Raw genomic sequence first — 25,201 nt, 5'->3', positions numbered from 1 at the left:
CCGTCGCGGATTGAACCGCGAAGCTCGAGTCAGCTGAGCCCTGCCGCACGGGCCGAACGCAGCGCCGCAGGGAGCGCCGCGAGGAGCGCATCCACCTCCGACTCCGTGCTCTCCTGGCCCAGCGTGAAACGCAGCGCCCCTGCCGCGTCTTCGGGAGCGACCCCCATGGCGAGCAGCACATGCGAGAGCTCGGCCACCCCGGCCTGGCACGCGGAGCCGACGGAGACCGAGACGCCGGCACCGTCGAGGAGGAAGACGAGCGAATCGCCTTGACAGCCGGGGAAGGTGAAGTGGGCATTGCCCGGCAGTCGGCCCGCACCGGCTGGGGCTCCGCGGAGCACCGCGGTCGGATCCGCCTCGCGCACGCCGGAGATGAGTCGGTCGCGCAGGCGCTCCAAGTGGGAGAGGCCATTGCGTCGGGGACGCCCCTCCTCATCGAGGAGCATCTCGAGCGCCGCAGCGAAGGCTACGGCACCGGCGACGTCCTGCGTACCGGAACGGGATCGCTGCTGGCTCCCGCCGTGCAGCAGCGGCTCGACGGTGACCCGGCGGCCGAGGATCACGGCGCCGACGCCGACCGGTCCACCCACCTTATGCGCCGAAAGGCTGAGCGCCGAGGCTCCCGATGCTGCGAAATCGATCGGAACCTGCCCGAGCGCCGAGACGGCGTCGACGTGGGCCGGCACGCCGTGGGCCGCGGCTATCGCGCACAGTTCCCGCACGGGTTGCAGCGTGCCGACCTCGTTGTTCGCCCAGAGAAACGAGATGACCGCGACTCGATCGGCGCCCGCTGCGGCGATCGCGGCTTCGAGCGCCCCCGGCGTCAGCAGGCCGTTCTCATCGATCGGCACGCCGACCAGCTCCGCGCCCTGAACATCACGCAGCCACTCCGCGGTCTCCATGGTCGCGTGATGCTCGCCCTCGGCGATCAGCACGACCGGCCCTGAACCGGAGCGACGACGCGACCAGTAGAGTCCCTTGAGCGCGAGATTGATCGACTCTGTCCCGCCCGCCGTGAGGATGAGCTCGGCGTGGTCGCAGCCGACCATCCGGGCGATGCTGTCGCGGGCGGCCTCCAGCAGCTGACTCGCCCGCTGGCCGTGTCCGTGCGTCGACGCCGGGTTCCCCACCGTGCGGAGTGCATCGGTGTAGACCTCCAGCACCGCTTCGGGCATCGGCGATGTCGCAGCATGGTCGAGATACGCGCGCCCGCCCACCATCATGGCGTCGCGCTCAGTAGAGGAGGTTGGCGAGACGGCTGCGGGCCGCTGCGACTCGCGGATCGGCGACGCCCACGACCTCGAACAGTTCGAGCAGCCGTTCACGGATCGTTGCTCGCCCCTCGGCATCCTGCTCGACGAACAGGTCGAGCAGCCGCAGGAAGGCGTCTTCCACATGGCCCCCGGAGACGTCCAGATCTGCGACGCGGAGTTGCGCCTCGACGTCGCCGGGCGCGGCTGCCGCACCGCTGCGAATCTCGTCGGCGCTGAGCCCCTGCAGGCGATGCAGCAGTTTCACCTGCACGAGCGCAGCTCGCGCTTCGGCGTCCGCCGGGGAGCGCGTGAGCACGGCCTCCCACTCGGTGATGGCCTGCTCGTAGTCACCGCGCTCGGCGGCTTCGATGGCCGCGAGGTGCGCCGCTGGAATCTCCGGTTCTGCCGGAGCGGCCTGCTCGTCAGCGTCCTCGATATCGGGAGCGTTCACGCGGCCGGTGACGCCGTGCTGCTCCGCGAGCTGCAGGAGCTGCCCGAAGTACTCGCGAACCTGCTCCTCGGGAACCGGGCCTTGGAAGAGGGGAACCGGCCGCCCCGCGACCAGTGCGATGACCGTCGGAACCGCCTGCGCCTGGAACGCCTGCGCGAGACCGGGGCTGGCATCGACGTCGATCCTGGCCAGAAGCAGTCGTCCGCCGAGTTCGCGAGTGACCTGCTCGAGCACCGATCCGAGCGACACGGAGGGCTCGCTCCGAGCAGACCGCAGCAGTGCCACGACGGGGACGACGCTGGAGAGCTGAGCGGCCTGCTCGAATGTGGCATCGGTGACATCGATGACGAGCGACGGGACATCGACGACGGAGCCGCCAGCAGCGCTCCCGGGCGCCGCAGATGGGGCACCCCCCTGGGGAGCAGCCGCGCGCGCTGCGAGGTGGCTGAGATCCACCCCTCCACCTGGCAGTCGCTCTGGAATCTGCTGTGTCATCGTGATCGATCCTTCCTCATGTTCGGTCCTCATCGACGGGGCGGCATGAGCCGTCTGGCCGCGGCGCCCCGTCGACGCTAGTTCGTGACGCCGACGAGCTCGCTCGTGACGCCGAGCAGCTCGATCTTCGCATCCTCCGACTTGCTGGGCACGAAGAACAGCATCTGGTGCGCGACTTGCTGCACGAGACGCTCCTGCTCGCCCTCCAGGCCGGAGAGCGCCGTGATCGCACCCTGCGCCTGCGGTTTGAATCGGCCGCCGGCAGCGTCGACGATCTGCTCATCGATGACGGTCGTGGCGACCAGCGCGCCGCCGGCACCCGTCGAGAGCGCGACGACCGGCGCGTCGCCCTGTCGGGCAGTCGCGCTGTACTTCATCGTCTGCCCCTTCTCGTCGGATTGCTGCTGCGCCGCAGCGGCACGAGCCTTGCCGTAGTTCTCGAGGAGCGTGTCGCTCTCGAGGTCGAAGAGCTCGGCCTCCGGAGCTTCAGTGCCGTTCTCGAGCAGCGAAGCGTAGGCTGCCCCGACCTCGCCGGGCGGCAGCATCAGCGTCTCGATGTCGTTGGAAAGCAGTGCCGTGCCGTCCTCGGCCGGGGCCGCCTGAGGCATTGAGATGCCTCCGCGCAGCGCGATCACGCGCGACACCTCGAAGTTCTCCTGCGGCGACTGCTGCGTCATGATCAGGGCGAGCGACGGAGAGGTCTGCTCATCCGTCGCGCCGTCTCCCGCTTCCGCATCGGCGTCAGCCGCTGCGGAAGCGGCATCCGCCGAACCGTCGGCGGTCCCGCCGGCCGCAGCATCGGCATCGGTCTTGCCGGACGACGACGCCACGGTGACGAACGCGGTTCTCGGCCAGGACTCCGTGCTCTGCACCAGCGCGTAGTCGAGTTCTTCATCGGTGATCCTGGGCGGAACCACCGCATAATCGGGCACCGAAGCGCGAATCGTGTAGTTCGCCGTGCGCTGCGCGAGGGCGTCGTCGACGAACCGCTCGTCGAGCGCGGCCGCGTCGAGGTCGTCGTCGCCCTCGTTCGCCGCCGCGGAGACCTGCTCGACGATGCGATGCAGTTGCGCTTCCGTGACGGGCACCGGCGCGATGGACGACGGCTGCGCCGTCGGCGTTTCTTCCACCGGCTTCGGGCCCATCTGCGGCCAGTACTCGGCGGAGCAACCCGACAGCCCGAGCACCGCGGCGATTCCCAGCACGGGGAGCAGGCGGCGCCCGTATCGTCGGTTCTGCCTCGATCGGGCGATCATGCCGTCCCGACCCGCTCGGTTCCGAATGTTCAGCGTCATGCGCTCTCCTCTCGGCGGAGCGTCTGCACGGGCATCGGCTCGCGGCGCAGCACTCCGACCGCGGCGCTCCGGTCGTGCGAACGCATTCCTCAGCCCTTGCAGCGGTCCTCGGCGTCCACGGCGAGGACCGAGGCCCCGACGATCATGGTCGACGGCGAGCAGGTACAGCACCGCGCCGACGATCGCGAGCACGCCTCCCGCTGCCAGCAACGGCCCGGCCCACGGCGTGCTGCGATCCTGCGCCCACACGAGGGACACCTCGCTCGGAATCGGGTCCGTCCCGTTGGTCGCGATCAGCACCGACTGGTCGACGGCGATGGACACTGGAACGCGGAGCGTCTCGGTCTCGGTCGATCCTCCGTTGCCGTCGATGAATCGGGAGTCGAGCCACAGGTCGCTCCCCCGAGGGTCGAGCCCGTCGCCCGCTGCGTCGGCCTCCGTCGTCACGGCTCCGGAACCGGTCTCCGACGCTTCCGCAGGGGCCCCGGGGATCAACGCCGTAAGGAGTCGCTGCTTCCGCTGGTCCACGGTGAGTTCGGCGTGCGGGAACGGGGCCAGCCAGGCATCGACGTCGCGTGTCATCGCGGTGGCGACGAACGCGTCGGCGCCCTGCACCACGACGTTCGCCTGGCCGGGGAGCTTCGCGAACTCGGTGCCGTCGACCACGGCGAAGGCCGCTTCCGACTGGGTGTCGACGGGCAAACTGATCTCTGCCGGACCGGCGAGGAATGTGCGCTGCCCGAGCCCGAGCAGCAGAAGCACTCCAGACAGCACGAGCACTGCGATCGCAAGCGCATGTCGCACGGGATCTCCTCTACTTTCGCGTCGGTCCGGGAGCGAGCGATGGAAGCCGCGGGGCCCGAACACGGATCTTCAGCCTCCAACGCTACCGGAGCTTCCCGGGTGTGACATGAGGACTTCGTTTCTGAGGTCTTCGCCGCGACCGTTCGGAGGGGCTCTGCTCCCCTGCCGTCCGCTGTCGGTTACGCTATCGTTGGGTGGCAATTGTGTTCTCGTCGCGACCCGGTCGGGCACGCGACGACATTCAGATTCCGGAGGGCCCGTGTCCGAACCAGCCCAGCAGTTCTCCCCCGCGTTCCGCGGTTACAACCGTGATGAGGTCGACGAACGCGTCGGCGCGCTGACCGGTCACATCGCGACCCTGCAATCGCACCTCGAATCCCTGCAGCAGGCGCACCGGCAGGCATCGCATGCCGGGGACGAGCAGCGGCAGCTGATCGCCGATCTGCAGGAGCAGGTAGCCGAACTCGGCGCCTCCGGGTACTCCGGGCTCGGGCTTCGCGTGGAGAAGAGCCTGCAGGTTGCCGAGGATCACGCCCAGCGACTGATGGCGCAGGCGGACCTCGACGCTGAGAAGCTGCGTCGCTCCTCCGAGGAGGAGAGCCGCCGGGTGCTCACCCAGGCGCAGCGACGCGCCGACGAACTGCTGACGTCGGCTTCGGAGCAGGCGGAGATCATTCTGACGGGTGCGCGCAACGACGTTGCGACGCAGAGCGCCGCTGCGAATTCCGAGCGCGAGCGGCTCCTCGATGAAGCGCGCAGGGAAGCCGAGCTGACCCGGAGCAGCGCCGAGCGAGAGGCGCTCTCGGAGCGCGAGACCGCGCATCGAGAGGCCCAAGCCGCGATCGCCGCGGCCGAAGCGCAGGCCGAGCGGATCACGACGGAATCCCGTGCCGCGGCCAACGAGCTCCGCGCCCGGACCGAGATCCAAGCCGAGGCGTTCGAGCGCCAGAAGGCGGAGAACGAGCGCGAGGCGGAACTCGAGCGTGCGCGCCTCGTGCAGGAGGGCGAGCGGGCCCGCGCGGAGTTCGAAGCGAGACGACAGCGCGAAGAAGCTGAGCTGGAGGAGCGCTACACCGAGCAGCAGCGCACCCTCGAGGCGGACATCGAAGCTCAGCGACGCGCGCTCACCACCGAGGTCGAAACGCTCCGCGGACGCATCGCGCAAGAGCGGGCCGAGCACGATGCAGCACTCAGCCAGGAGCGCGAGGTGCACGACCGTCGCCTGCGCGCCGAGGCTCAGACGCACGTCGACCGCATCGCTCAGGAGCGAGCGGAGCACGAGGCCGGCATCGTCCGAGAGCGCGAAGCGCTCGAGCAGGAGTTGACGAGCCGGGCCGCGCAGTCAGAACGAGAACGAGAGCGAGCCGACGCCTCGGCGGCCGAGGATCGCGCCGCGGCCGCTGCGAGCCTGGAGACGCGACTCGCAGCGCAGCGCGAGGATCACGACCGGCTCCTCGAGCGTGAAGCTGCAGCGCATCGAGCGGAGCTGTCGAACGAGCGCGATGCTCACGACGCAGCACTGGCGGCCGAACTGGCCGAGCATCGCGAACTGATCTCGCGCGAGCGAAACGAGCACGAGACCAGCATCAGCGCCGAGCGCTCGGAGCACGAGGCCGCCATTCGCGAGGAGCGCGCCGCGCACGATGCCGCCCTCAGCGACGAACGAGCGGCGCACGAGGCGCGCATCGCCGATGAGCAGCAGCGGCAGGAAGTGCGACTCTCGGATGAACTCGCCGCTCACGTATCGCGGCTCGCGCAGGAGCGGGACGCCCACGAGGCCGCCATCACTGAGGAGCGGACCGCTCACGACCGTGCCATCACGGAGGAGCGCTCCCAGCACGACGCGGATCTTCGATCCGAACGGGAGTCGCACGATACGGCGATCGCTTCGGAGCGAGCTGCCCACGAGCGGCGCATCGCTGAGGAATGGGATGCGCATCGCGCGACGATCGCGCATGAGCGCGAGGACCACGACGCATCTCTCGCGGCAGAACTGAGTGAGCACGAGACGCGGATCCAGGCGGAGCGCGCAGAGCACGAGGCTGCGCTGGCTGCCGGTCGTGCCGAGCTCGCGAGCGAGCAGGAGGCTGCGCGGACAGCGCTCGAACGGGAACTCACCGCGAAGCAGGAAGAACACGATGCCCGCCTGACAGCCGAGGTCGCGGCGCACGAAGACCGACTCGGCGCCGAGCTGGCAGCCCATCAGGATCGCGTGATCTCCGAATGGGACGAGCATCGCCAGCGCATTGCCGCGGAGCTCACCGCTCACGAGCGCGAAATGCTGGAGACGCGAGAAACCATCGCACGTCAGCAGGAGCGGGATCAGCAGGAGCACGCAGCGAGGATCGCCGACGAGACGACCATTCACGAAGAGCGCCTGGCATCGCAGTCCCGAGAGCACGAGCAGCGACTTGCCGATGAGCGCGCCGCCGAGGCGGAGCGGCTCCGGATCCAGCGTGACGAGGCGGCCGAGGCGCTCGGCCTCGAGCGGGAGAGCCTCGAACTCCAGATCGAGCGCGAGCGAGCACGCCTCGCCGATGATGTGTCGCGGGAGCGCGAGGAGCACGATCGCACGATCGCGGCGGCGGTCGCGCAGCACGAGGCGGACCTCGCGCGCGAGCGCGAGGAGCAGGCAGCCGCTATCGAACGCGAGGTCGCCGCGAAACGCGCAGCGGTGATCGAAGAGACCGATCTGCTGCGCGCAGACACTGTGGCAGAACTGGCCGAGCATCGCGCCGAAGAAGAAGCGCGCCTGGCGCGTGCGCGCGAAGAGACCGAGGACGCGGTGCGCCAGATGACGGAACGCATCGAGCGGGAGAGCGCGACCTTCAGCACCGGCATCGCGCAGCAGCGAGAGGACTTCGAGCGCGATCTCGCGGAGCGTCAGCGTCTCGCATCTGAGACGTCGCAACGGGAACTCGAAGCCACGCGATCCGAACTCTCCGAGCTCAAGTCCCAGTTGGAAGCCGCGCGCGAGGAATACGAGCGCCTGAGCACGGAAGCGACTCAGGATGCACGAAACGTGCGTGCAGCAGCGGAGCGCCATGCCGCCGAGATCGTCATGGAGGCGGAGCAGCGCACCCAGACGACGTTCGCCGCTGCTGAAGAGCGCGCGACCAAGGTGCTCGCGGCCGCTGAGGATCGGATGACGCAGTTGAAGGTCGAACGCGGTGCCGTAGCGCGCTACTTCGAGAGTCTCGGCGAGGTCATCACCAATGCGCAGAAGATGAGCACGGTCGCGGGCCGACTTGTGGCGCAGCCCATCGCTGAGGCGCTGCCAGCCGACGAGGTCGAGTCGACCGCAGCGGCTCGCTCCACCTCGGAAGACGCCCGTGCCGCCTCGGCAGACTCGTCGGAGCCGGGCGCCTCTGAAGCGCCAGGGACCGACACGTCTTCGACGACGCAGTGACGCGTTAGCGCTGCAGCCGCACTTCTTCGACGACGGTCGGAAGCGGAGCGGCTGCAGTGCCGACTGCTGAGACCACCTCGTCGAGCACCCGGCGCGTCTGCTTCTCCCCCACCCACAGGTGCCGACCGCCCTCGACCGGTATGAGCGTCATCCGCGGCACGCTCGCGAAGCGCTGCTCGGCCTCCGCCGGGCGCAGGTAGTCGTCGAACTCCGGGATCAGCGCAACGAGTTCTGGTGCGGCCTGCTGCCATGACGCGACGTCATCCGCTGTCGCACGGTGGAGCGGCGGAGACAGGAGGATCGCCCCCGCTATCGGATGCGCAAGGCCGTACTTCAAGGCGAGCTCCGTTCCGAACGACCACCCGAGCAGCCAGGGATTCGGCAGCCCTCGTTCCGCGACGAAGGCCATCGCCGCCGCTACGTCGTGCTCCTCGGACACCCCGTCGCCGAATTCTCCCTCGCTGGTGCCGCGGGGGGATGAGGTGCCGCGCGTATTGAATCGCAGCACCGCGAGGTCGGCCAGCTCGGGAAGCCGATTCGCGGCCTTCCGAATGATGTGGGATTCCATGAACCCGCCGGCCGTCGGGAGTGGGTGCAGGGTGACGAGTGTGGCTCGAGGCTCGCGGTCCGCAGGAAGCGCGAGCTCTCCGTAGAGTGTGAGCCCGTCGGCAGTATGCAGCTCCACATCCTCGCGACGCGCTCGCAAGACGGTATTGCTCGTAATCTCCACCATGCCGTTCACCCTTCACTCCAAGCTGATGCCACCAGCCTATCCAGGTCGGCGCCTGCGCTCTGGCAGGATAGAAGCCATGGCACTTACGGCAGCGGCAGACGGCTCGGCACTCGGAAACCCAGGCCCCGCCGGTTGGGCCTGGTACGTCGATGACGAGCAGTGGCGGGCAGGCGGCTGGCCGCGCGCCACGAACAACCAGGGCGAACTGATGGCGGTGCTCGACCTCCTCACTGCGACATCGGACCGCGCAGAAGAGCCCCTGCGCATCCTGTGCGACAGCCAGTACGCGATCAATTCCGTGACGCAGTGGATGGCCGGATGGAAGCGACGGGGCTGGCGGAAGGCAGACGGAAAACCCGTTCTCAATCGCGAGTTGCTGGAACGCCTCGACGCTGCGATGTCAGGACGTGACGTTTCGTTCGAGTGGGTCAAGGGTCATGCCGGGCACCCGCTCAACGAGGCCGCGGATCTCCGCGCCCGTGCCGCCGCGACGGCGTTCCAGGCGGGCCGCCAGCCGGATCATGGCCCGGGCCTTGCCTCACGGACTCCCGCGTCGCCCGTGGTCGATGCGCCGCAGACCGTCGCACCCCCGACCTTGTTCTAGTTCACTGAGATTGGCGAGGGCCGATGCTCGGTGTGCTCGGTCTCAAGTCAGTCGCCAGCAGTGCGCGTGATAATGGCGGCGATCCCGGACCGCGGCCTCGTCGCCGAAGAAATCGTCGGCCCGCCAGGCTACGACGTGGGATTGCCCCGGAGGGATCTCGATGCGGCATGACGGGCACACGTAAGGCTTCTCAGCGCGCTGGGACGGGATGTCGCGAACGAACCACTCGGTTCCGGCTCGGGATTCGGTCCTGGCACCTCCGTGAGCGAGACGCGTCACGTCAACCTGCGGGGCGAGCGCCGCGCGCTGGTACTTGTTCGGGCCCCGTCGCTTCGCCATGACGCCCGGTCACCACCAGTGGTTGGCGGTCCAGAACGCGTACGCCTGAGCCCATCCCCCGTAGCGATCAGCAGCGTAGCCCGAAGCCCACCGGAGATTGTCGACTGGATCGTATCCGTTGCCGGGAACCTTGCTGCACGGAAGGGCCTGAATCAGCCCGCATGCTCCGGAGCTCGCGTTCGTGGCATTCGGATTCCACGTGCTCTCACGTGAGGCGATGTAATCGACGTAGCCCCAGTCCGACTCCGGGATTCCCGCAGCCGCCATCCACTCCGCCGGTGAGCCGCCGCCCGTGTACTTCGGCGGAGCTCCGGGGGCATCCGAAGCTGGGGCGCCCCCTGCCTCGGCTTCGTCTTTCGCGGCTTCCTCCGCTTCCTTCGCGGCCTTCGCCGCGTCGGCAGCCCGCTTAGCCTCTTGCTTCTTCCGAACCTCCTCGGGATCCGGCAGCTCTACGACGCCGACCTCGGTGTAGACGAGATCCGCTTCAGCCGTGGTCGCCGGGATGAACTCCTGATGGATGCGCTCCTGGAACGCCAGCGTCTCCGCGTCGGCCGGCTCGCTCGGCATCGCGAACGGAGCGACGATCGCTGCACCCAGGAACCCGGATACCGCGAGCACCGCGACCGGAGCTCGAAGCTTCGACCAACGGGAGACGGGAGCAAACTTCACGATAGCCACAATGTAACGATTCTATCTCGGCAGCCTCGAATCGACAACCGGGAGGAGCGGATCGTCCCGAAACCTGTTGCCCGAGCGCTAGCGGGTGGCAAGGATCAACTCGACGACGGCGTCGAGCAGCGCGTCCACCTGTTCTTCGTCGTACCCGCGCCACTGCGAATGGAATACGACGTCGCGCACCTCTGGGGGCTGCAGGGCGAGCTCACGGCGCTCGAACATCTCCGACACGCGATCGAGGAAGGCATCGACCTGAGACCGGCGGTACCCCGTCGCGAACATCCCACGACGCCGAAACCGCTTGCCTCGCGGACGATTGATGCGTCCGCGCACTTCCGAAAGCAGTTGGCGGGTCTCATCCCACCAGGCGTCCTCGCCCGCCGCGCGTACCCGCGCACGCCGCTCCCGCTCGTAGAACACCTCTTCCAGGCGATCCATCGCCGCATCAACGTATCGCGCCGAATACCCGCCGCGCTTCACCGCGAACGCGCGGCTCCGCACCGCGGCGGAGGTCATCGCCTCGCCTTCCGTCGCACCTTCGTACGCGGAGCGGGCATCGTTCAGGAAGCGGTCGACCTGCTCCGGCTGATAGCCGAGCTGCGAGCCCGTCGCGAGCGGGAATGAGGTGTGCACCCGACCATTCTCCACGGGAGCCGTGTCCGCCGGCTGAGAGCGCCGCGCCATCACACGACACCCAGCGCGAGCGCGACGCCGTAGACGCCCACCGCGGACGGCAGCAGAGAATCGAGGCGATCGAGAAAACCGCCGTGACCAGGAATCCAGGAACTCATGTCTTTCACACCCAAATTGCGTTTGATGAGGGACTCGGTGAGGTCGCCGCCCGTCGCGGTGAAGAGCACCACGACGCCGATGATGATGCCGACCCACCAGGGCTGGCCGAGGGCGAGCACCGATACCAGGACGCCCGCTCCTGCCGCGACGATCGCAGCTCCTGCGAAGCCCTCCCAGGTCTTGTTCGGACTGATCCGGGGGGTCATCTTGTGCCTGCCGAACGTCACGCCCGCTGCATAAGCGCCCACGTCGACCGAGACGACGACCAGAACGAGCGCGAACACCCACCACTCGCCGTGCTCCGCGAGCACCAGCAGCACGGTGAACGATGCCAGGAATGCGACGTACACGAGCGTGAACCAGCCGGAGAAGACGTCACGCACGAGTGTCCGCGCCGGCGCCTCCCAACGCGGCACGAGGCCTTCGACCAGCCTCCAGAGAATGAGCAGAAGCGATCCGGCGAAGAGTCCCATGAGCATGCCCTCGGCGCCCCAGAATGCCGCACCGGCGACCACGACGAGGCCTGCGAGGACGACGCCCACCCGGGGCACGCGCCGGCCGGCCACCCGGAAAGCCGAAGCGAGTTCCACGAGCGCGATCCCGACCAGGATCGCCACGAGCACGATGAAGATCTGCTTCACCAGCAGCAGGCTCGCGAGGAACACCCCGCCGAGAATGACTCCCGAGGCGATGGCGAATGCGAGATTGCGGCCGGCTCGAGCCTCGATGCGAGCATTCGTCGCTTCGAGCTGCGCGCGAGTCGATTCGAGCGCGCTTCGAATCTCGTCGCGTTTCTCCGAGCCGGCCATCCGGATCAGACCTCCAGCAGCTCGGCTTCTTTGCGCTTGGACGCCTCATCGATCTGCTCGATGAACTGCTTGGTGACCGCCTCGAGCTCCTTCTCAGCGCGAGCGATCTCGTCCTCGCCGACCTCGCCCTTGAGGGCGTCCAGATCGTCCTTGCCGGAGCGACGCACGTTGCGCACCGCCACGCGAGCATCCTCGGCCTTGCCCTTGACGATCTTGACGAACTCCTTGCGGCGCTCAGTCGTCAGCTCGGGAAGCGACAAGCGGATGACCGTGCCGTCGTTGGACGGGTTCGCACCGAGGTTCGGCATATCGCGAATCGCCTGCTCGATGCCCTTCATCGCGCCCTTGTCGTAGGGGGTCACGAGCAGACTCCGAGCATCCTGGTTCTGCACCGAAGCGAGCTGCGACAGGGGCGTCGGGGTTCCGTAATAGTCGACCTGCACGTTCTGCAGCAGCGACGGGTTCGCACGCCCCGTGCGAACCGTGGCGAAGCTCTCCTTCGCGGATTCGACCACACGGCTCATGCGGTCCTTGACGTCGGCGAAGACTTCTTCGATCACGGTGTACTCCTTAGTGAAAACGCTCGGATTTCCAGCTTAGCGGGCACCGCCCGCAAGGCGGTGTCAGGCGTGGACGAGTGTGCCGAGTTCTGCGCCTCGCAGCGCAGCTGTCACGTTTCCGGCCGGCTCCATGCCGAAGACGCGCATCGGCATGCCGTTGTCCATGCAGAGGCTGAAGGATGTGGAGTCGACGACCTTGAGGCCGCGCACGAGAGCGTCGTTGTAGGTGATCTTCTCGATGAGGGTCGCATTCGGGTCCTGCCGCGGGTCGGCCGTGTAGACGCCGTCGACGCCGTTCTTCGCGACCAGCACCTCATCGGCCTGGATCTCGAGCGCGCGCTGCGCGGCAACGGTGTCGGTCGAGAAGTACGGAAGGCCGGCTCCCGCCCCGAAGATCACCACGCGCCCCTTCTCGAGATGTCGGATTGCGCGCAGCGGGATGTACGTCTCAGCGACCTGCGTCATCGTGATCGCCGACTGCACGCGCGTCTCGATCCCTGCTTGTTCGAGGAAGTCCTGCAGGGCGAGCGCGTTCATGACGGTTCCCAGCATGCCCATGTAATCGGCGCGCGCGCGATCCATGCCGCGCTGCGAGAGCTCAGCGCCGCGGAAAAAGTTCCCTCCCCCGACGACGACGGCGACCTCGGCCTCTTCCATCGCCGCGGCGATCTCGCGCGCGATCTGGCTCACCACGTCTGGGTTCACTCCCAGCGTTCCCCCTCCGAAGGCCTCCCCCGAGAGCTTCAGCAGTACGCGACGCTTACGATCGGCGGTCTTCGTCATGTGGGGTGTCTCCTTGTTTCGAACGTGGACGCTGGAAGCGTCGTCGGGCCCGGATCGCATCCGGAGCCCATATTAGTGCGGACACAGCACGGGACCCGAGCCGTCTGGCCCGGGTCCCGGTGTGTGTGGTTAGGCGCCGACCTTGCAGCGCGCGAAGCCGGTGACGGTGATGCCTGCGGCTTCAGCGACCTTCTTCACCTCGCGCTTGTCTGCGTCGAGCGCGTGAACCTGCTCGTTGAGTGCGACCTGCTTGAAGAACGCGGTCAGACGACCTTCCACGATCTTCGGCAGTGCAGCCTCGGGCTTGCCCTCGTTCTTGGAGATCTCCGTGACGAGTGCGCGCTCCTTCTCCACATCGGCCTCGGGCACATCCTCGCGGCTCAGGTAGAGCGGATCCGCGAATGAGATGTGACGCGCGATGCTGAGCGCAGCCTCGGCGTCGTCGCCCTCGTACCCCACGACCACGCCGATCTGCGGCGGCAGATCCTTCGAGGTCTGGTGCAGGTACACCGAGGTAGCTGGTGCTTCGACGCGCGACAGCTTGCGCACCTCGATGCGCTCGCCGATGATGGCGGCTTCCTCGGTGATGACGTCGGCGACGGTCTTGCCCTCGGCGGGGGCCGCGAGGGCCTCCTCGACGGTCGAGGCCTGCGCCGCGACGATCGCGTCGAGCACGCGCTCCGCCAGAGCGATGAACTTCTCGTTCTTCGCGACGAAGTCGGTCTCGCAGACGAGCTCGATCATCGTTGCGGCGCCCTCGGTCTGCCGAACGGCGACGAGGCCTTCGCTCGCCTCGCGGTCGCCGCGCTTGGCGACGCCCTTGAGGCCCTTGAGACGCAGGATCTCGATGGCCTTCTCGACGTCTCCGTCAGCCTCGATGAGCGCGTTCTTGCTGTCGAGCATGCCGGCGCCGAGGCGATCGCGCAGCTCTTTCACAGCGGCCATGCTTACTGCAGCCATGTGTGACTCCTTCAGTGGTCGTTCGGTGAACGGTCAGAGATTATTCTGCGGCCGGGGTCTCGGCAGCGGCCTCGGCCGGTGCCTCTTCCGCTGCGGGTGCCTCTGCAGCGGCAGGTGCCTCCTCGGCAGCAGGTGCCTCCTCGGCAGCGGCAGCGTCAGCGGCCGGCGCCTCTGCGGCGGGAGCGTCGGTGCCGAGCAGCTCGACCTCCCACTCGGCGAGCGGCTCAGCGGCCTGCTCGGAACCCTCCGACGGCTTCTGGTGGCGCTCCATGAGGCCCTCAGCAGCAGCATCGGCGATGACGCGGGTGAGCAGCGCGACCGAGCGGATCGCGTCGTCGTTGCCCGGAATCGGGTAGGTGACCTCGTCGGGATCGCAGTTGGTGTCGAGGATCGCGATCACGGGGATCCCGAGCTTCTTCGCCTCGTCGATCGCGAGGTGCTCCTTCTTGGTGTCGACCACCCAGAGAGCCGAGGGGGTCTTGCCCATGTGGCGGATTCCGCCGAGCGACTTCTGCAGCTTCTCGAGTTCGCGCTTCTTGAGGAGGAGCTCCTTCTTCGTGAAGCCGCTCGTCGTGCCCTCGAAGTCGAGCTGCTCGAGCTCCTTCATGCGCTCCAGTCGACCGGTGACCGTCTGGAAGTTGGTGAGGAGTCCGCCCAGCCAACGCTGGTTCACGTAGGGCTGGTTGACACGGGTCGCCTGCTCGGCGATGGCCTCCTGCGCCTGCTTCTTGGTGCCGACGAAGAGGATGTTGCCGCCACGGGCAACGGTCTGCTTCACGAACTCGTACGCAGCATCGATGTATCCGAGCGACTGCTGCAGATCGATGATGTAGATGCCCGAGCGCTCGGTGAAGATGAAGCGCTTCATCTTCGGGTTCCAACGGCGGGTCTGGTGTCCGAAGTGAACGCCGCTGTCGAGCAGCTGGCGCATGGTAACGACGGCCATTGCCGTCCTCCTGTTCTGCGCGCCCTCGCGGGCGCGCCTATTACGGTTGACATCGGTCGCGATTGCGACCAGATCCTGGTGCCCTCGGGATCAGCCGCCGCGCTCGATACGAGCACGGACCGTTGGCGTCACTCCGATGCATGGGCACGCGAAGTCACCTCTTGCAAGGTGCTGGTCCAGTGTACACCAGCGCAGTCACCGTTTGATTCGCTCACACCACTCAATTCTCGGACGACCCGCGCGACTTCCTCACAGCCGCGCTGGTACCGACCATCCGAAGCACGTGTTGGTCCACGATGTCTGCATGAACGCACGAATCGCACTGATGCCGCGGGGGCGCTGGCTCATGGTCGGTGCATCTCTCTGGCTCGCTCTGACCCACTCCACGGCAATGACGGGTGCTTCTGGCGAAGCGCGCTGGCTGCCACCACTGGAACTGCCCGGCTTCGTGATCCTCGAGACATTCCGCGCGCCGCCGCACGAGTACGGGCCTGGCCACCGGGGCATCGACATCGCTGCACCGACGGGCGCGGTGGTGCGGGCGCCCGCGGGCGGGACGGTCAGCTTCGCTGGCTCCGTCGTGGACCGACCCGTGATCTCTGTGCGCGTCGACGACCAGACGGTGTACTCGATGGAACCCGTGTCCAGCGACGTGCGGCAGGGAGACACCGTGGGCATCGGCTCCCCCATTGGCACCGTCGGCGAGGGCGGGCATTGCGGAGCGCGGTGCGTGCATCTCGGAGTGCGCATCGACGGATCGTATGTGCATCCGATGCGGTACTTCGTCAGCCGACCCGTGCTGCTGCCGTGGTGAGCGCTGGCGGTGCGGTTCTCACGCGCGGGGGTGCGCCTGCCGATAGCTCTGCGCCAGCCTCTCCGTCGAAACGTGCGTGTACACCTGCGTGCTCGCCAGACTCGAATGCCCCAGCATCTCCTGCACCACCCGCAAGTCAGCCCCACCGTTCAGCAGATGGGTCGCCGCCGTGTGGCGGAAGGTGTGCGGCCCCCTCGGGCCTCCTCCCGTCTCCTCCCCGAGCTCCCGTGCCACCATGCGGTACACCGCGTTCGGAGTCAATCGCCCCCCTCGGCTCCCCACGAACAGGGCTCCGTGATCGCTCGGGGGCGGAGCAGCGCGCTGCGACTGCGCAGCGCGGGCGAGCAGCGCGGGGCGAGCGAGCGTCGCGTACGAATCCACAGCGCGTGCGGCGGGGCCGCCGTACGGCACGACTCGCTCCTTCCCTCCTTTTCCCAGCACTCGGACGGTGCGGGCTTCCGTGTCGACGCCGCTCAGCGGCAGCGTGCACAGCTCGGAAACGCGCAGCGCGGCGGCGTACAGCAGCTCGAACACGGCATGGTCGCGGAGCGATTCGGGATGCTCGACGGTCGCACGTGCCTCGATGCGCGCGAGCAGTCGGCGCATCTGCTCATCGGCGAGGACTCGAGGAAGATCCCGCCCTGCTTTCGGCGCGCGCAGTCGGGATGCGGGGTTCCCAGGCACGAGTCGGGAACGCTCGAGCCAGACTCCGAACGACTTCAGTGTGGCGACGTTACGGGCGATGGTCGTCGCCGCGAGCCCTTGCTGCTGCCGCTGCCACAGCCACTCGCGCATGAGCTCGATGTCGCAGGAGGCGAGATCGTCGCGATCGGAAGCCGCAGCGAATGAGACGAACCAGGCGAGGTCCCGCTGGTAGGCGCGCACGGTGTGCTCCGAGTAGCCGTACTCCAGTTGCACCGCCGCGAGGAACCGCTCGACGGCTGTAGACAATCGCATGGTCTCATTCTCGTCGTTCGCGTACTCCGGGCCCCCCGCATCGGCGGAGTGTCCCCTCGCCTGCGGCGTCATGGGCGCGGGAGCAGGATCTGTCCCGTTTCGAGTCCCGTGTCACGACCGGCTCCCTGAGCACCGGGCGCATCCGCGTCTTCGCTCTGCGAGGGGTCCGACGGCCCGGCACCTGGTCGGCCGGTGAGGAATCCCTGGATCTCGTCGAAGCCTTCGAGCTTGAGGATCTCGCGCTGCTGTTCGGTTTCCACGCCTTCCACCAGCACTGTGGCCGTCAGGGCGTGGCCGAGGGCAAGAATCGCCCGAAGCACATCGCGGGTGCGAGACGGCTGCAGACTCTCGTACAGCACGGAGCGGTCGATCTTCACCCGGTCGAAACCGAACGAGAGCAGCGTGTCCAACGATGAGAAACCGGTCCCGAAGTCGTCGAGCGCGATGAGCACGCCGAGCCTCTGCAATTCCTCGAAGGTCGAGACGACCTCTTTCCGGTGCGAGATCAGCGTTGATTCGGTGATCTCCAGTTCGAGCCTGCCGGGTTCGAGCCCGCTCTCCTCGAGGGCGCGCGTCACCGACCCCAGAAACTGGTCGTCCGTGAGTTGCGCCGCTGAAACGTTGACCGCCACGCGGGAGCTGTTGCCCCAGCCCGCTGCATCTCGGCACGCGCGTCGCAGCACCCACTCTCCCAGCTGCACGATGGTGCCGTTGGCCTCGGCGATGGAGATGAACTCCCCCGGATGCAGCAGACCGAGAATGGGGTGCCTCCACCGGACGAGGGCCTCCCATCCCACGACGGCTGCATCCTTCAGCGACGACTGCGGCTGATAGAGCACGGTGAACTCATCGCGTGCGATGGCGCCCACAATCTGCCGTCCGAGGAATCGACGTGAGGCTGAATGCTCGAGCAGGCCCTCGCGGTAACGCATCGCGTCGTCGGCTCCGCGCTCCTTCGCGTCGTACATGGCGGCGTCAGCGCGCACGAGCAGCTCGGAGATGTCGCTCGCATCGGCCGGGAACCGAGCGATCCCGATACTGGCCGGCACTGTTCTCGTCTTCTCGTGGAAGCGCACCGGTGCGCGCATGGCATCGGTGACGCCGTCGACGAAGTCTTCGACCGATTGCGGGTCGGGCGTCAACGCGGCTGCGGCGAATTCGTCCCCGCCCAGTCTGGCGGTCACGATGCCGAGTTCTTCCCTGCGATGCAGGTTCTCGGCGGTGGCGCGCAGCAGCTCGTCGCCCGCCGCATGCCCGAGCGTGTCGTTGATTCGTTTGAAATCGTTGAGGTCGATGATCGCGACCGCGAACGGAGCCGCATCGGCGGACCACTGGGCGAGTTCCGAGAGGAACGCAGATCGATTCCACATCCCGGTGAGCGGGTCCGTGGAGGCTGCGCGGCGCAGCGCATTCGAAGCCTCGCGGGCAACGGTGACGTCTCGCGTGATCTTCGCGAAACCGATCACGACGTCGCGATCGTTCCGCACTGCATTCACCGTGACGTGGGCCCAGAACTGCGACCCGTCCTTGCGCACCCGCCAGCCCTCCGTCTCCATCCGGCCGTCACGGTTCGCAGATGCGAGGATGCGGGCGGGTAAGCCATCGGCCCGGTCTTCCCCGGTGAAGAACGTCTCGAAGGATTTTCCAACGATCTCGTCTCTCCGGTACCCCTTGATGCGCTCTGCGCCGGAATTCCAGGTCGTCACGAGCCCGCCAGGCGAGAGGAGATAGATCGAGTAGTCCTGCACCGCGTCCACGAGGTAGCGGAACATCTCGGCTTCGCCATCCATTGCGGCCTCTCCATCGATCATGCGGTCGCTCTCACGACCGTTCAACTTCATTTCGACCACGCGCGACGGCGACCGATGAATCTCCAGCGATTGTATGGCCTCTCCATATGCGGATCCTCGCCGATGATGATTCGCGGTCAGAACCGGGTTGCGGCCCCAGTTCCCGACGGGCTGTACGCGCCCAACCTCACCCATTCTCAATCGCTCAAATAGTTACTTTCTCAGTTGCTTAAATTATGTCATACTTCTTGTATGGGATACATACTGCACGGTGGCCGGGAATACGAGTTCGAAGACCGCACGCTCGCTCACCTGAAAACGGTGATCGGGATGAAGCTCGCGAAACGGGAGGGATTCTTCCTCAGCTGGGCGGTTGATGCGAGCCGGGGAAGCGGGCGACACGAGGTGTGGATCTCGGAGCACTCCCCGATCGCCTTCCGCTTCAGCGGGGGCAAGACGCCTCAGCTGAATCCCGCTTGGATCAAGGCACTCATGGCGATCTCGTACACCCCGCGCGGCCTCGTCGCCCTTCAGGAGAACGATGCCACCAAGTGGGCGCAACGCAACCCGCTCCTCGCCGCCTGAGCCCGCTGCGAACGCACGGCGCGGGCTCCACTACCGTCGCGGGTGGCCAGGTGAGGTCCCCTCGACGTCATTCACGACGCAGCAGGCGCCAGCGCTGCCCGCCTGGAGCATCCTCAGCGCGAGCAACGCATTCGAGCATCTCGAGCTCGGCGATGACTCCGCGGACTTCCTCGACGGTCAGCCCGGCGGCGAGCGCCACGTCTTCCGCGCTCCGGCTTCCGCGTAGCGGCAGCGCGTCGAGCACTCGGCGATGCACTGCCGATTGACGACCGGCGAGGGCGCTGAGAAGTTCACTCGCCGCGTCACCGAGACCGAGGAACTCTCGGAGCTCATGCGCGTTCGACACGAGTGTCGCGCCGTATTCGCGAATGAGCCGGTGACAGCCGGCTGACGTCGCACTGGTGACCGGCCCGGGCACCGCCCCGAGGCTCCGACCGAGTTCGGCCGCGTGCCCGGCCGTGTTGAGCGACCCTGAGCGCGTGCCCGCTTCCGTCACAAGCGTGGCCCCGGCGAGTGCGGCGATCGATCGGTTGCGCTGGAGAAAGCGCCATCGCGTGGGGGCGGCGCCCGGCACCATCTCAGAGCACACCGCTCCGCCATCCGCGATGCGGTCGAGCAGCGACGCGTGCGCCGCGGGGTAGGCTCGATCGGCACCGCCCGCGAGGATCGCGATGGTGGCAGAGCCCGTTGCGAGCGCGGCGCGATGAGCGACGGCATCGATCCCGTACGCCGCACCGGACACGATCGCCAGGCCGGCCGTTCCTGCCGCATCAGCGAGCTCGGCGGTCACGCTCGTCCCGTACCCGGTGCATGCGCGAGCTCCGACGACGGCGAGCGAGGGGTGGGCGAGCACTGTCGCGTCGCCGCGCATCCAGAGCAGCTGCGGGGCGTGCGCTCCCAGATCGTTCAGAGCGGAGGGCCACAGCGGCGACTCGGGGGCGACGAGGCGCAATCCCGCGGCCAGCGCCCGGTCGAGGTCGGTGAGCGTCGCGCCGCGGTCGAGTCGCGGACGCCAGCGCGCGACAGCCGCCGAGAGCGTTCGGGGAGGCAGGACGATCCCTGACTCGCGCATCGCCCGTCCGAGCTGTTGCTGCGCATCCGTCGCAGCGAGCATGTCCAGGGCCGACGGCGCTCCCAGCGCCCCGATGAGTGCGCCGGCTACCGCGTCACCGGGTTCGATGAGCCTGGACCACACGACCCGTGCGAACAGCACATCGGAGATCGCGACCGTTCCTCCGTCGGTCTCGGACGGTCGGTCACCGTTCAGGTCCTGATCCGGAGCGAGCCCGGCGAGCGCCGAGCGCTCCTCCACCCCGGCACGTACGGACGACTTCGACGCGTTCACGCGAGGTCACCTCCGCGCAGCACGAGCGCCTGAGCGACTTCCGTTCGACGCGGCCGATCAGCACCGGCAAGATCACTCACGGTCCATGCGACGCGCAGCACTCGGTCGTAGCCTCGCAGCGTCAACGCTCCGCGCGCCAGCGCGTGATCCAGCACCGCGGTGTCAGCCCGAGGGAGTCGCAGCCGCTGGCTCCGCAGCCAGCTTCCCGGCACCTCGGCGTTCACCGTCCACCCGGTACCCGACCAGCGCTCCGCGGCGATCGCCCGAGCTCTGACGACGCGCTCCCGCAGCTGCGAACTCGTCACCCGCTGCTCATGCGGGTCGTCGAGGAGCACCTTCGACACGCGGTGCAGCGTCAGGCGCAGGTCGATCCGATCTGCCAACGGCCCTGAAATGCGCTGCCGGTAGCTCATACGAGTCCGTGGCGTGCATGCACAGCTCACCGCGGTGTCCGGCGATCCGGCATTGCCGCAGGGACACGGGTTCGCGGCCAGTACGAGTTGCACGCGCGCGGGGAGCACCGTCCGGATGCGGGTGCGGTGGATCTCGATCCGCCCGGTCTCGAGGGGCTGCCGCAATGCGTCGAGCACCGTGCGCGGAAACTCGGGAGCCTCGTCGAGGAACAGGACGCCATGGCATGCGCGAGTGATCGCCCCGGGGCGTATCTCAATGCCCTGCCCGCCTCCGATGATCGACGCAGCCGACGCCGTATGGTGCGGGCTCTCGAACGGCGGTCGGCGCACGAGTTGGAGCAACGGCGAGCCTCCGAGTGACGCGATGCTGCTGGCTTCGAGCGCCGCATCATCGCCGAGTTCGGGGAGCAGCGTCGGCAGACGGGTGGCGAGCAGCGTCTTCCCCGCTCCCGGCGGCCCGAGCAGTGACACGTGATGCCGTCCGGCCGCCGCGATCACCATCGCTTCGACCGCTTCCGGCTGCCCAACGACGTCGGCGATATCCGCGCGGGCGTCATGAGTCTCGGCCTCCGCTGATGCCGTCGTCGGCGTTTCCGGGCTCACTGCGCGCCCGCGGCCTCGCTCCCCGCGATACCACGCGACGGCACTGGCGAGGTCGGGCACCGCAATGACTTCGATGCCGGGAACGAGCGCGGCCTCAGCGGCGCACGACTCGGGCACCATGGCTCGGAGGAATCCGAGATTCCGAGCAGCGGCCACCGAGGAGAGCAGCCCGGCCGGCCTGCGGAGTGCACCGTCGAGCGCCAGTTCGCCCAGATGGGCGACGTCGGCGAGACCGGTCGCCGGGAGGTGGCGTGATGCGGCGAGCGCGGCGAGCGCGATTGCGAGGTCGAATCCGGAGCCGTGCTTGGGGAGCGATGCCGGGGCGAGATTCACCGTGATGAACCGATCGGAAAGCGGCATACCCGCCTGCGAGGTCGCGGTGCGCACGCGCAGTTTCGCTTCCGCCAGCGATGCGTCGGGGAGCCCGATGATGGCGATCCCAGGGAGCTGCTGCGAGATGGCGGATTCGACCATCACGGTGGTGCCCTGGAGCCCAGTGAGTGCGATGGACGCTGCTCGGCACACGATCCCGCTCATGAGATCCCGCGCAGATGGTCGATGTGGGGTGCGGTGCCGGCGCGCAGAATGATGCCGACCGCGTCGATGCGAAGTCCGGAGGCGGGTTGCTGATGCACCCGAACCCAATCCAGGAGCAACCGGCGCAACCGCGCCGCCTTGCGCGCGGTGATGGCCTCCAGCGGGGTGCCGTAGCCGTCGCCGCTGCGGGTCTTCACCTCCACCGCGACGACGACGCCGTGATCAGTGACGACGAGGTCGAGCTCCCCGTGGCGGTTTCGCCAGTTGCGGTCGACGATCCGGCAGCCGAGCCCTTCGAGGTACTCGCCGGCGATCGCCTCGCCGCGAGCACCGAGCGTGCGGTTTCGGTGAGGCGTCTCCCCTCCGGGAACACCTCTCTGCGTGCCGTGCGTGCGTGCTGTTGTGCGCTCCATGATGCACCTCCTGGCATCTCAGCATGGGCGCGATGAGGAGGGCGTGGAGCGAGTGCGCCACGGCTTGTGGAGAAGTGAGAGGTTCGCACGCAATCAGTGCGATGTGAGCGGAGACCGCCGGCAGACGAGGCTATTCGTCGAGCGCGAGCTCCTGCGGCAAGGAGAACTCGCGAGCAGACAGCTCTTCGACATTGACGTCTTTGAACGTGAGCACGCGCACCGACTTCACGAAACGATCGGCGCGGTACACATCCCACACCCAGACATCGGTCATGGAGAGCTCGAAGTAGAAGTCGCTTCCCGCATCCTGTCGCTTCAGGTCGACATCGTTCGCAAGATAGAACCGCCGTTCGGTCTCGACGACGTAGCGAAACTGGCTCGCGATGTCGCGGTACTCGCGAAACAGCGACAGTTCGGCTTCGCGCTCGTAATCGTCTAGCTCGTCCTCGTTCATCCCGTCCATCCTACGCCGTCTGCAACGCAGGATTCGAGCCGTCGTTTCAGCGCGACGCGCCAGCGGTCACGAGATTGACTTATTCGAACATATGTTCGAATATACCTCCATGAACTCCCCCGCGACCGTCCGCTCGTTGCAGCAGCGCATCTCCGAGATGCAGCCGGTGCGACTCGACGCGCGCGTACTCCCCACACTGGAGGGCTTGCGTCCGCTGCTTCCAGGTGGATCATTGCGGATGGGGGCGAGCTACGCCGTGCGGGGGTCACGGCAACTGGCGCTCGCGATGCTCGCAGAGGCGTCGGCTTCTGGGGCATGGTGCGGCGTGATCGGCGACGCATCGTTCGGAGCGGAAGCCGCCGCTGCACTCGGCATCGCACTCGATCGGTGCGTCGTCATCCCGCATCCCGGCGAGGATGCGCTGGGACTCACCGGCGCGCTCGCCGAAGTGCTCACCGTCTTGCTCCTGACCCCGCCCTCCCGGCCGAGTCCCGGCGAAGCCGAACGCATCTCAGCACGGTTGCGCGAGCACGATGCGGCACTGGTGGTCTCGGGCGAGTGGCCGCGCCCGGAATCCACGCTGCACGTCACCGCTTCGCGGTGGAACGGACTGGGTCACGGTCACGGGATGCTCGCGAATCGCGAGCTGGTGGTGCAATCGCAGGATCGCCTCGGTGCGCGGCGGCACACCGTCCGATTCCAGCACGGGGCCGTCGTTGCTCCCGGCACCGCTCCCGTCAGGCGTCTGGGCGCACCATGATCGCGGATCGCACCCTCGTCTTCTGGGTTCCCGACTGGCCCGTGCACGCTCTCCTCCGCGACGACGGGGCCGATGGGCTGTCCCTGGATGCTCCGCTCGCACTCATCGCCAACCGCCTCGTGGTCGCCTGCTCCGCAGCCGCCCGCAGGGACGGCGTCCGCACCGGTCTCCGAGAACGCGAAGCGCAGACGCGCTGCCCCGAACTCGCCGTGTATCCGCATGACCCCGAGACCGATGAGCGACGGTTCGCCCCCATCGCAGCGGCGCTCGAACAGCTCGTACCGGGCGTCGAGGTGGTGCGGCCCGGTCTCTGCGCCATGCGGTCACGAGGGCCGTCTCGCTATTACGGCGGGGAGACCCCCGCCGGAGTCGCAGTGCTGCGGCTCGCCGAACAGCTGGGGCTTCCCGATGCTCGCGTCGGGATCGCGGACGGTCGATTCACCGCCGAGCAGGTCGCGCGCTCGGCGTCGACCGACCCGGGCATCTCTGCCCCGGCCGCGGGACTCCGCATCGTCGCGCCGGGCGCCTCACCCGCATTCCTCTCCCCGCTCCCGGTCTCCAGAGCTGCGGAGGCCGGTCTTGCCGAGACGCTGCAGGGGCTTGGCATCCGCACGCTCGGCGCGTTGGCCGCACTCCCCGAGGATGCGGTACGCCAGCGCTTCGGGCCGCAGGGTCTGGCTGCGCACCGGCGCGCGTCGGCCTCCGGCGCCGGCCACGGCGCCGAGGTGCGCCCGCGGCAACCGGTTCGCGAGCTCTCGGTGGAGCTGTCGTTCGACACTCCGATCGACGCTGCCGATCAACTGGCATTCGCGTGCAGCGCTCTGGCAGAACGGTTCATCGGCGGGCTGACGGAGGATCGTCTGGTGTGCACTGCGCTGCGCGTCGAGCTCACCGATGATGTCGGGGCGCAGCACGAGCGCGAATGGGCTCACCCCAGGCATTTCACGCCGGCCGATACCATCGGCCGCATCCGTTGGCAGGCTGCGTCAGCGGCCAAGCAGACTGAGCGCGGTGGTGCCGGAGTGACCAGGGTGCGCATCACACCGGTGCACACCGATCACGTCGCCGCCCACGAACCCGGTCTGTGGAGCACGGAGCCCGACGAGCGGGTGCATCACCATCTCAGTCGCGCACAGAGCCGTCTCGGGCACACCGGCGTCGGAACGATCGCGCTCGCGGGCGGGCGCCTCCTGGCGGATCGGCAGCGCTTCGTCCCCTGGAGCACCACGCGCGTCGAACGCCCTCATGCACGAGCCTCGGCATCCGGGCCCTGGCCCGGAGCACTCACCGGCCCCGCGCCCAGCCGCGTGTTTCCCGAATTGGTGCCGGCAGCACTCCTCGATTCGTCAGGCACGGCGGTCGGGATCGATGCGGACGATCTTCTGACGGCGGACCCCGTCCACCTGCGGGTTGCCGCAACCGAGTTCGACGCTCCCGTAGCGGCCTGGTCGCCGCCCTGGGCTGTACGGGAGCGGTGGTGGGAGGGGGCTCCCGCGCGCTTCCGCGTGCAAGTGCAGCTCGCCGATGGCGACGCCTGGTTGCTGGTCTTCAGCACTGGAACGTGGGCGGCCGAGGGCCGCTACGACTGATCCGCCGATGAGTGCGGCATCCCGAAACACTGT

General features: G+C 68.0%; 24 protein-coding genes. 6 read left to right on the top strand and 18 right to left on the bottom strand.

Annotated features, from left to right (window positions below):
- Positions 1 to 29: 29 nt before the first annotated feature.
- The 3 genes from WFH23_RS03480 to WFH23_RS03470 form a co-directional block, all read right to left on the bottom strand.
- Positions 30 to 1,223, bottom strand: a complete 1,194-nt coding sequence (locus WFH23_RS03480; RefSeq protein WP_336661583.1) for a cysteine desulfurase family protein — start codon at positions 1,221 to 1,223, stop codon at positions 30 to 32.
- Between the two features lie 10 nt (positions 1,224 to 1,233).
- Complete coding sequence (locus WFH23_RS03475) at positions 1,234 to 2,199, bottom strand: tetratricopeptide repeat protein (protein ID WP_336661582.1); 966 nt, start codon at positions 2,197 to 2,199, stop codon at positions 1,234 to 1,236.
- Between the two features lie 77 nt (positions 2,200 to 2,276).
- Positions 2,277 to 4,298 carry a glycosyltransferase gene (locus WFH23_RS03470; RefSeq protein WP_336661581.1) on the bottom strand — a complete coding sequence of 674 codons (2,022 nt, stop codon included), beginning with the start codon at positions 4,296 to 4,298 and terminating at the stop codon, positions 2,277 to 2,279.
- 259 nt (positions 4,299 to 4,557) lie between these two features.
- Between WFH23_RS03470 and WFH23_RS03465 the strand changes: the two genes are divergently transcribed.
- On the top strand, positions 4,558 to 7,707 hold the full coding sequence (locus tag WFH23_RS03465; protein ID WP_336661580.1) for a hypothetical protein: 3,150 nt from the start codon (positions 4,558 to 4,560) through the stop codon (positions 7,705 to 7,707).
- A gap of 4 nt (positions 7,708 to 7,711) precedes the next feature.
- On the opposite strand, the gene WFH23_RS03460 is transcribed toward WFH23_RS03465, so the two are convergent.
- Complete coding sequence (locus tag WFH23_RS03460) at positions 7,712 to 8,440, bottom strand: alpha/beta hydrolase (RefSeq protein WP_336661579.1); 729 nt, start codon at positions 8,438 to 8,440, stop codon at positions 7,712 to 7,714.
- Between the two features lie 76 nt (positions 8,441 to 8,516).
- Between WFH23_RS03460 and WFH23_RS03455 the strand changes: the two genes are divergently transcribed.
- Entirely contained in the window at positions 8,517 to 9,044 is a 528-nt protein-coding gene (locus WFH23_RS03455) for a ribonuclease H family protein (RefSeq protein WP_336661578.1), read from the top strand.
- A 42-nt stretch (positions 9,045 to 9,086) separates the two neighbouring features.
- On the opposite strand, the gene WFH23_RS03450 is transcribed toward WFH23_RS03455, so the two are convergent.
- From WFH23_RS03450 to rpsB, 8 genes are all read right to left on the bottom strand, one after another.
- Positions 9,087 to 9,383 carry an ATP/GTP-binding protein gene (locus WFH23_RS03450; protein WP_336661577.1) on the bottom strand — a complete coding sequence of 99 codons (297 nt, stop codon included), beginning with the start codon at positions 9,381 to 9,383 and terminating at the stop codon, positions 9,087 to 9,089.
- A gap of 9 nt (positions 9,384 to 9,392) precedes the next feature.
- Positions 9,393 to 10,061, bottom strand: a complete 669-nt coding sequence (locus WFH23_RS03445) for a transglycosylase SLT domain-containing protein (protein ID WP_090148261.1) — start codon at positions 10,059 to 10,061, stop codon at positions 9,393 to 9,395.
- A 78-nt stretch (positions 10,062 to 10,139) separates the two neighbouring features.
- Positions 10,140 to 10,691, bottom strand: a complete 552-nt coding sequence (locus tag WFH23_RS03440) for a DivIVA domain-containing protein (protein WP_336661576.1) — start codon at positions 10,689 to 10,691, stop codon at positions 10,140 to 10,142.
- Between the two features lie 50 nt (positions 10,692 to 10,741).
- Positions 10,742 to 11,659, bottom strand: a complete 918-nt coding sequence (locus WFH23_RS03435) for a phosphatidate cytidylyltransferase (protein ID WP_090148256.1) — start codon at positions 11,657 to 11,659, stop codon at positions 10,742 to 10,744.
- A gap of 5 nt (positions 11,660 to 11,664) precedes the next feature.
- Complete coding sequence (gene frr / locus WFH23_RS03430; RefSeq protein ID WP_090148253.1) at positions 11,665 to 12,219, bottom strand: ribosome recycling factor; 555 nt, start codon at positions 12,217 to 12,219, stop codon at positions 11,665 to 11,667.
- Positions 12,220 to 12,282: 63 nt separating this feature from the next.
- Positions 12,283 to 13,002: a UMP kinase gene (pyrH, locus tag WFH23_RS03425; protein WP_090148250.1), complete on the bottom strand. Its 720-nt coding sequence runs from the start codon at positions 13,000 to 13,002 to the stop codon at positions 12,283 to 12,285.
- 129 nt (positions 13,003 to 13,131) lie between these two features.
- A complete protein-coding gene (gene tsf, locus WFH23_RS03420; RefSeq protein ID WP_090148248.1) occupies positions 13,132 to 13,962 on the bottom strand; it encodes a translation elongation factor Ts in 831 nt (276 codons plus the stop codon).
- A 40-nt stretch (positions 13,963 to 14,002) separates the two neighbouring features.
- On the bottom strand, positions 14,003 to 14,908 hold the full coding sequence (rpsB, locus tag WFH23_RS03415) for a 30S ribosomal protein S2 (protein WP_200329293.1): 906 nt from the start codon (positions 14,906 to 14,908) through the stop codon (positions 14,003 to 14,005).
- A 304-nt stretch (positions 14,909 to 15,212) separates the two neighbouring features.
- On the opposite strand from rpsB, the gene WFH23_RS03410 reads away from it, so the two are divergent.
- Entirely contained in the window at positions 15,213 to 15,722 is a 510-nt protein-coding gene (locus WFH23_RS03410) for a murein hydrolase activator EnvC family protein (RefSeq protein ID WP_200329295.1), read from the top strand.
- Between the two features lie 18 nt (positions 15,723 to 15,740).
- On the opposite strand, the gene WFH23_RS03405 is transcribed toward WFH23_RS03410, so the two are convergent.
- The gene (locus WFH23_RS03405) at positions 15,741 to 16,679 is read right to left on the bottom strand and encodes a tyrosine recombinase XerC (RefSeq protein ID WP_336661575.1); all 939 of its coding nucleotides are present in this window, start codon (positions 16,677 to 16,679) and stop codon (positions 15,741 to 15,743) included.
- A gap of 68 nt (positions 16,680 to 16,747) precedes the next feature.
- Complete coding sequence (locus WFH23_RS03400; RefSeq protein ID WP_176698312.1) at positions 16,748 to 18,520, bottom strand: EAL domain-containing protein; 1,773 nt, start codon at positions 18,518 to 18,520, stop codon at positions 16,748 to 16,750.
- A gap of 201 nt (positions 18,521 to 18,721) precedes the next feature.
- On the opposite strand from WFH23_RS03400, the gene WFH23_RS03395 reads away from it, so the two are divergent.
- Complete coding sequence (locus WFH23_RS03395) at positions 18,722 to 19,054, top strand: DUF7882 family protein (protein ID WP_090148237.1); 333 nt, start codon at positions 18,722 to 18,724, stop codon at positions 19,052 to 19,054.
- 67 nt (positions 19,055 to 19,121) lie between these two features.
- Here the strand turns inward: WFH23_RS03395 and dprA are convergent, their stop codons facing one another.
- The 4 genes from dprA to WFH23_RS03375 form a co-directional block, all read right to left on the bottom strand.
- Positions 19,122 to 20,399: a DNA-processing protein DprA gene (gene dprA, locus WFH23_RS03390; RefSeq protein ID WP_336661574.1), complete on the bottom strand. Its 1,278-nt coding sequence runs from the start codon at positions 20,397 to 20,399 to the stop codon at positions 19,122 to 19,124.
- On the bottom strand, positions 20,396 to 21,952 hold the full coding sequence (locus tag WFH23_RS03385; RefSeq protein WP_336661573.1) for a YifB family Mg chelatase-like AAA ATPase: 1,557 nt from the start codon (positions 21,950 to 21,952) through the stop codon (positions 20,396 to 20,398). Before WFH23_RS03385 ends, dprA begins: the two co-directional genes overlap by 4 nt.
- Positions 21,949 to 22,365 carry a YraN family protein gene (locus WFH23_RS03380; RefSeq protein WP_336661572.1) on the bottom strand — a complete coding sequence of 139 codons (417 nt, stop codon included), beginning with the start codon at positions 22,363 to 22,365 and terminating at the stop codon, positions 21,949 to 21,951. Before WFH23_RS03380 ends, WFH23_RS03385 begins: the two co-directional genes overlap by 4 nt.
- 130 nt (positions 22,366 to 22,495) lie before the next feature.
- Positions 22,496 to 22,819 (bottom strand): DUF2469 domain-containing protein, encoded by a 324-nt coding sequence (locus WFH23_RS03375; RefSeq protein ID WP_090148195.1) that lies wholly within the window; start codon positions 22,817 to 22,819, stop codon positions 22,496 to 22,498.
- A 109-nt stretch (positions 22,820 to 22,928) separates the two neighbouring features.
- On the opposite strand from WFH23_RS03375, the gene WFH23_RS03370 reads away from it, so the two are divergent.
- On the top strand, positions 22,929 to 23,579 hold the full coding sequence (locus tag WFH23_RS03370) for a hypothetical protein (protein ID WP_090149651.1): 651 nt from the start codon (positions 22,929 to 22,931) through the stop codon (positions 23,577 to 23,579).
- Entirely contained in the window at positions 23,576 to 25,168 is a 1,593-nt protein-coding gene (locus tag WFH23_RS03365) for a DNA polymerase Y family protein (protein ID WP_200329307.1), read from the top strand. Before WFH23_RS03370 ends, WFH23_RS03365 begins: the two co-directional genes overlap by 4 nt.
- The last annotated feature ends 33 nt before the right edge of the window (positions 25,169 to 25,201 follow it).

Source organism: Leucobacter sp. USHLN154 (genome assembly GCF_037145595.1).
GTDB classification, from domain to species: domain Bacteria; phylum Actinomycetota; class Actinomycetes; order Actinomycetales; family Microbacteriaceae; genus Leucobacter; species Leucobacter alluvii.
The sequence above is the reverse complement of the archived record's forward strand: the minus strand, read 5'-3'. Positions and strand labels throughout refer to the sequence as shown.